The sequence below is a fragment of the Dietzia sp. B44 genome (assembly GCF_014145245.1).
GTDB lineage: Bacteria > Actinomycetota > Actinomycetes > Mycobacteriales > Mycobacteriaceae > Dietzia > Dietzia natronolimnaea.
Map to the genome: position 1 here is coordinate 1 of NZ_JAALEF010000270.1, position 6,681 is coordinate 6,681.

At 70.2% G+C, this 6,681-nt stretch carries 6 protein-coding genes; all 6 read right to left on the reverse strand.

Annotated features, from left to right (window positions below; genetic code table 11):
* The coding region (locus tag G6017_RS09590) for a shikimate dehydrogenase family protein (RefSeq protein ID WP_524536275.1) at positions 1-483 on the reverse strand (483 nt) is incomplete at its 3' end.
* A 73-nt stretch (positions 484-556) separates the two neighbouring features.
* A complete protein-coding gene (locus G6017_RS09595) occupies positions 557-1,666 on the reverse strand; it encodes an endolytic transglycosylase MltG (RefSeq protein WP_347237978.1) in 1,110 nt (369 codons plus the stop codon).
* A 155-nt stretch (positions 1,667-1,821) separates the two neighbouring features.
* Complete coding sequence (gene ruvX / locus G6017_RS09600) at positions 1,822-2,295, reverse strand: Holliday junction resolvase RuvX (RefSeq protein ID WP_182617124.1); 474 nt, start codon at positions 2,293-2,295, stop codon at positions 1,822-1,824.
* Complete coding sequence (gene alaS, locus G6017_RS09605; RefSeq protein WP_182617126.1) at positions 2,292-4,952, reverse strand: alanine--tRNA ligase; 2,661 nt, start codon at positions 4,950-4,952, stop codon at positions 2,292-2,294. The genes ruvX and alaS overlap by 4 nt, the downstream gene beginning before the upstream one ends.
* 164 nt (positions 4,953-5,116) lie before the next feature.
* Complete coding sequence (locus G6017_RS09610; protein ID WP_017836862.1) at positions 5,117-5,272, reverse strand: hypothetical protein; 156 nt, start codon at positions 5,270-5,272, stop codon at positions 5,117-5,119.
* A gap of 92 nt (positions 5,273-5,364) precedes the next feature.
* On the reverse strand, positions 5,365-6,681 hold a 1,317-nt coding region (locus G6017_RS09615), incomplete at its 5' end, for a replication-associated recombination protein A (protein WP_182617129.1).

A 6,681-nucleotide genomic window follows, 5' to 3' on the forward strand; every position in this document is an offset into this window, starting at 1 on the left:
TTCCAGGCCGAGAGCCCGCCCGCACTCGGCGGCGGGACCGGCGTTGTCGCGGCGGGAGGCCAGCACCACACGCGTGGCCCCGGCCTCAGCGAGCCCGGCCAGGACCGGCCGGGCGGTCCCGCCGACGCCCAACACGACCGCCGTCGGCTCCGGGGGTAGCCCATCGAACTCGGCGAGCGCACCGGTCACCCCGTCCACATCGGTGCAGTCGGCGAACCATCCGGTCCCCCTCCGGACGAGTGTGTTGGCACTGCCGACGATCCGGGCCCGGTCGCTCACCTCGGTCGCGTACCCGAGGGCGGCGAATTTGCCCGGCATCGTCACCGAGAAGCCCACCCGGTGGTCAGGTGCGGAGCCGACCACGGAGGGCAGCTGCTCGGCATCGCAGTCGATCCGCTCGTAGGTCCATCCGTCCAGGCCGAGCGCCCGGTACGCCGCGCCGTGCAGGACCGGGGAGAGCGAGTGGTCCACCGGATGGCCCAGTACCGCCGCTGAACGGGGGGACGTGGCCGTGAGGCCGTCGGGGTCAGCGCCATACGAACCGGCGCCGGCGGCGCTAGCGCCCACTGGACAGGACCCCGTTGGCGATCGCCTCGCTCTGGTATCGCTCGTGCTCCGGGTACTCATCGGCAAAACGGGTCGTGCCCTGCATGTCGACGGTGACGAAGTACTTCCACTGACCGTCGGCCGGGTTCTCCATCGCCCGGAGCGCATCGAGTCCGGGAGACCCGATCGGGCCGTAGGGCAGGCCGTCCATGGCGTAGGTGTTCCACGGGGTGACCGCCGCACGATCGGCGTCGGTGGTGGCGATCTCCTGGTCGGCGAGGGCGTAGTTCACCGTCGAGTCGAACTGCAGGCGCATCGGCTCGTCGAGCCGGTTGAGGATCACGCGGGCGATCTTGTCGAAGTCCGCCAGTGTGCCCTCCTTCTCCACCAGCGACGCGGCGGTGACCACCTGGTACGGCGTCAACCCGATCCTGTCGGCCGAGGGCAGAAGACCGGTGGCATCGTAAGAGTCGGTGGACGAGTCGATCAATTGGCGGAGGATCTCGACGGGCTCCGACTGCGGGTTGACGTTGTGGACCCCGGGCGCGATCAGGCCCTCGAGGCGACGAACCGGATCCGGGGCGGCGCGCACCTCGTTGATGGCCCAGTCGGGAACCCCGAGTTCGGCGGGATCGGCCTGAACCGCCGCGTCGACGATCTCCTGCGGCAGGCGGCACGTCGGTGGCGTCTCCGGATCGTCGAGGTTGCGGAGACAGGTCGCATCGGAGATCAGGGTGAAGATCCCCTTCTCTGTCCCGCCACCGACCACGACGGTGTCGAGCAGTCGCCCACCCGGGTTGACGTCCATGTAGCCGACCCTGTTCTGGGGGTCGGCGAGGGCCTCCACAGCCGACTCGGCGCTCATCTCCTCGCGGACCTGGTAGTAGCCCGGTTGGATGCCCTCGACCGTGGTGCCGGCCGCGGCGCCGGTGAACGCGCGGGTGCTGGCGACCGTTCCGATCTCGTAGAGACGGTCCCCCACCACGCCCAGGGTGTCCCCGGGTTCGACGTGCAGCAGAGCGTTTCCGGAGCCCTCGCCCTCGAAATCGGGCGCGGCGGAGACCTCGGTGTTGAGATTGCGGTAGACCATCACCGCGAAGGCCAGGACCACCCCGACCACGGCCGCAAGGAGTATGAAACGGGTGGTGCCACTCGTTCGTGAGCGTCCTCGTGCCGCAGACATCGTGCTCCTTAGCCAGGGGTTCAGGGAGCTGCCCGCCGGACAGCATCGTGCTTGACGGTCAGTTTATCCAGCCGTGGCGGTCGACACGCCCGTCATCGGCGGGCGCGCCGTGAGTCGAGCCATGCCTGGAGGAGTACCACCGCGGCGGCCTGGTCGATCACGCCGCGCTGCTGTCGGGTGTTCCTGCCCGCGCCGTGGAGGGCGGCCCCGGCCGTCACGGTGGTGAGTCGTTCGTCCACGAACTCGACATCGAGGTCGGGCGAGGCGGACTCGAGGGCGGCGACGAACGACCGCGCCATCGCCGTGGAGGCGGTGTCCCGACCATTCAAGGAGGTGGGCAGGCCCACGATCACTCCGACGGCGTCGTACTCCTCGACGAGGTCCCCCAGGCGCCTCAGCTCGGCCGCCCACTCGGGATCGCCGCTGGCGACTCGAATCGTCTCGACAGGTGTAGCGAGGATTCCGTCGGGATCGCAGGAGGCGACCCCGATCCGTGCCGTCCCCACGTCCAGTCCGAGCCGCCGCCCACGGGTCCACCCGGGGACGGCAGGGCCCGATCCCGTCACCCGGCATCCCTGACGGCGGCGCGCAGAGCGGACACGGCGGCGTCGATCCCGGACGGGTCGGTGCCCGCGCCCTGGGCCATGTCCGGCTTGCCGCCGCCCCTCGCCCCGAGCGCCGGTGCGATGGCCTTGACCAGATCGCCCGCGCGGAGACCGCGCTCCTGGGCGGCAGGGCTTACCGCGATGACGAACGGCACCTTGTCCGAACCCGCGGCGGTGAGGAAGATGACGCCGGCTTCGCCCCCGAGTCGGCCCTTGAGGTCAGAGGCGAGCGTGCGCAGATCGCCCGCGTCGCCGCCCGGGTCGTCGTGGGCGAGGAAACGGATCCCGTCGAGCTCCTCGGCCGCCGACAGCAGGTCACCGGCCCGGGAGGCGAGCTGGGCCGCGCGCATCGACTCCAGTGCCTTCTCCGCCTCCCGCAGCTTCGCGGTCAGCGCGGCCACCCGGTCGGGCAGTTCGTCGGCGGGCGCCTTGAGCGAGGTGGCCAGACCCGACACGAGCGCGCGTTCACGGGCCTGGTGCCGGTAGGCGTCCATTCCGACGTACGCCTCCACGCGCCGGATACCCGATCCGACAGAGGCCTCCCCCAGCAGACTCACCGGTCCGATCTGTGCGGAACGGGACACGTGGGTGCCTCCGCACAGTTCCATCGAGAACGGTCCGCCGATCTCCACCACCCGGACCAGCGACCCGTAGTTCTCGCCGAACAGCGCCATGGCGCCCATCCGCCGGGCCTCGTCGAGGCTGGTCTCGATCGTGTTCACACCGTAGTCGGCGTCGACGGCGGCGTTGGTGATCTCCTCGACCTGTGCGAGGACGTCCGCCGGGATGGAACCCGACCAGTTGAAGTCGAACCGCATGTACCCCGGCTTGTTGAGCGAGCCGGCCTGGACGGCCTCCGGTCCGAGGATCTGACGAAGTGCGGCGTGCACGAGGTGGGTGGCCGAGTGTCCCTGGGTGGCCCCCTTGCGCCACTCCGGGTCGACGGCGGCGGTGACGAGTTGGCCGGCCTCGACCTCGCCGCCCGTGAGGACGCCCTTGTGGATCCAGAGCTTCTTGCCGATCTTCTGCACGTCGTCGACCTGCATCTGGAAACCGGCGGTGGAGATCATCCCGCGGTCACCGAGCTGCCCACCGGACTCGGCGTAGAACGGCGTCCGGTCCAGGACGAACTCGACCGCATCACCGTCCCGGGCGACGGGTACGGACTCGCCCCCGGACACGATGCCGAGGAGGGTGGACTCGTCGGTGAGTTCGGTGAACCCGGTGAAGACGGTCTCGCCGGCGTCGAGGAAGTCGCGGTACACGGACAGATCGGCGTGGGCGTGCTTCTTGGACCGAGAGTCGGCCTTGGCCCTGGCGCGCTGCTCGGACATCAGGGAGCGGAATCCCGCCTCGTCCACCTGCAGTCCGGCCTCGGCGGCCATTTCCAGCGTCAGGTCGATGGGGAACCCGTGGGTGTCGTGGAGGGCGAAGGCCTGGCGGCCCGACAGCGTGGCCGCGCCCGATTCCCTGGCGTCCTCGGCGGCACGCTCGAAGAGCTGGGTCCCCGACTCGAGGGTCTTGAGGAAGGCGACCTCCTCGGCCACGGCGATGCGCTCGATCCGCTCGTACCCGGCGATCGTCTCGGGGAAGGACGGGCCGATCGCCTCCTTCACGGTGGCCATGAACTCGGCCATCGTGTCGCCGGTCGCGCCCAGGAGCCGGACGGACCGGACGATGCGCCGCAGCAGTCGCCTCAGGATGTACCCGCGCCCCTCGTTGCCGGGGGTCACGCCGTCGGAGATGAGCATGTACGCCGTCCGCGCATGGTCCGCGATCACCCTGAAACGCACGTCGGAGGCGTTGTCCACCCCGTACCTGGTGCCGGAGAGCCGCTCGGCGGTGTCGATCACCGGGCGGAGCAGATCGGTCTCGTAGACGTTCTCGACGCCCTGGAGCAGGAACGCGACGCGCTCGATCCCCATCCCGGTGTCGATGTTCTGCTTGGGGAGCGGGCCCAGGATCTCGAACGCGTCCTTGCCGGTGCCCTCGCCGCGCTCGTTCTGCATGAACACGAGGTTCCAGATCTCGATGTAGCGGTCCTCGTCGGCCTCCGGTCCGCCCTCGACCCCGTACGCAGGGCCGCGGTCGTAGAAGATCTCCGAGCACGGACCGCAGGGCCCGGGAACGCCCATGGACCAGTAGTTGTCCGCCATGCCGCGGCGTTGGATGCGACCCTCGGGGATGCCGACCACGTCGCGCCAGATGCCGTAGGCCTCGTCGTCGTCGAGATACACGGTGACCCACAGCAGCCCCGGGTCGATACCGAAACCCCCGTCGTCCAGGGACGAGGTGAGCAGCGACCACGCGTGGCGGATCGCCCCCTCCTTGAAGTAGTCGCCGAACGAGAAGTTGCCCGCCATCTGGAAGAAGGTGTTGTGGCGCGTGGTGATGCCCACCTCCTCGATGTCGAGGGTGCGCACGCACTTCTGGATGGAGGTCGCGGTGGCGTGCTCCGGGGTCTCCTGGCCGAGGAAGTAGGGCTTGAAGGGGACCATCCCGGCGTTGACGAACAACAGGTTCGGGTCGTCCAGGACCAGTGATGCGCTGGGGACCTCGGCGTGACCGGCCCTGACGAAGTGGTCGAGGAATCGGCGCCGGATCTCATGGGTCTGCACAGGGGGCCTCACTGGTGGTCTACGGAGGTGGTCGGACGACTGCCCAGCCTACCGGCGCGCCCCCGGGGATCGAGGAACGGACCGCGGGAGCCCGCAGACGACACGGGCACGGACCCCGCGTGCGGGGCCCGTGCCCGTGGACCGGCTCGAGAAGAGGTGGTGTGTCAGCGCGGCATCGGGGGCAGGATGATGCCGAAGTTGGCCGCGGTGATGAACGCCTCCTGGGGAAGCAGCCCCAGGCTGTGCGCGCCGGTCCCCCACACGCCGACCGAGGTGGCCACGCCGACCAGGGTCGAGAAGATGCTGGCGATTCCGCTCATGATTCCTCCGAGAGTGCTTGCGTCCATGGATACCTGGATGTTGCTCGTGTTCATACAGGCCTCATGAGTTTCACATATCCGGGCGGGGGCGGCTAGGTCTTCCCCCGGACGATCGTTCGCAGCCGGGTCAGCCTGGCGGCCAGTTCTCGTTCGTGTCCGTGGCCGGCGGGCGCGTAGTAGTCCCGACCCACGAGCTCGTCGGGAGGGTACTGCTGTGTGACCACCCCGGCCGGGGACTGGTGCGCGTAGAGGTAGCCGACTCCGTTGCCCAGCCCCTTGGCCCCGGCGTAGTGGCCGTCCCGGAGGTGCCGGGGGACCTCACCGACTCCCCCGGCGCGGACATCCGCCATCGCCGCGTCGATCGCGGAGATCACCGCGTTGGACTTGGGCGCGGTCGCCAGATGGATGGTGGCCTGGGCCAGGGCGAGTCGGCATTCGGGCAGCCCCACCTTCTGCACGACCTCCGCCGCGGCGGAGGCGGCGAGCAGTGCGGTGGGATCCGCCATCCCGATGTCCTCGCTCGCGTGCACCACCAGGCGCCGCGCGATGAACCGGGGGTCCTCCCCCGCCACCAACATCCGCGCGAGGTAGTGCAGGGCCGCGTCGGCGTCCGACCCGCGGATCGACTTGATGAACGCGCTCGTGACGTCATAGTGCTGATCCCCGTCCCGGTCATAACGGACCGGGGCCGCGTCCAGGCTCAGCTCGACCGTCTCCGGGGTCACCACGTCGTCCTCGGCGGCTCCCGCGGCGGCCTCCAGGATCGTCAGGCTCCGGCGGGCGTCCCCGCCGGAGAGCCGGACGATGTCCTCCACCGCGGCGTCGGTCACCTCGAGCGCCCCCGCGTAACCCCGCTCATCCGCCACCGCGCGCCGGATCACCGTGGCGACCCCCGCCTGGTCCAGCCCCTGCAGTTCGGCGATGAGAGAACGGCTCAGCAGCGGGGCGATCACCGAGAAGTGCGGGTTCTCCGTGGTCGCGGCCACCAGGAGCACGATGCCGTTCTCCACCGCGGCGAGGAGCGCGTCCTGCTGGCTCTTGGAGAACCTGTGGACCTCGTCGATGAACAACACGGTGCGCCGGCCGTGGATCTGGCGTGTCCGTGCGTCCTCGATCACCGCACGGACGTCCTTGACCCCGGCGCTCAGGGCGGACAACGCCACGAAGTGCCGACCGGACGAGGTGGCCACGAGGTTGGCCAGCGTCGTCTTGCCCGTCCCGGGCGGCCCGTAGAGGATCACCGAGGACCCTCCCCGGCCCTCGACGAGTCGTCGCAACGGCGAGTTGGCGCGGAGCAGGTGCTGCTGTCCGACCACCTCGTCCAGCGTGCGCGGCCTCATCCGCACGGCCAGCGGGGCCGACGGGTCGACCGGCGGCGGAGCCGCCCCCTCCTCCGGGCCCGGCCCCGC

Excerpts from the sequence above, each read along its gene's own strand:
- G6017_RS09610 (WP_017836862.1), bottom strand. The coding sequence starts at position 5,272 with ATGAGCGGAATCGCCAGCATCTTCTCGACCCTGGTCGGCGTGGCCACC.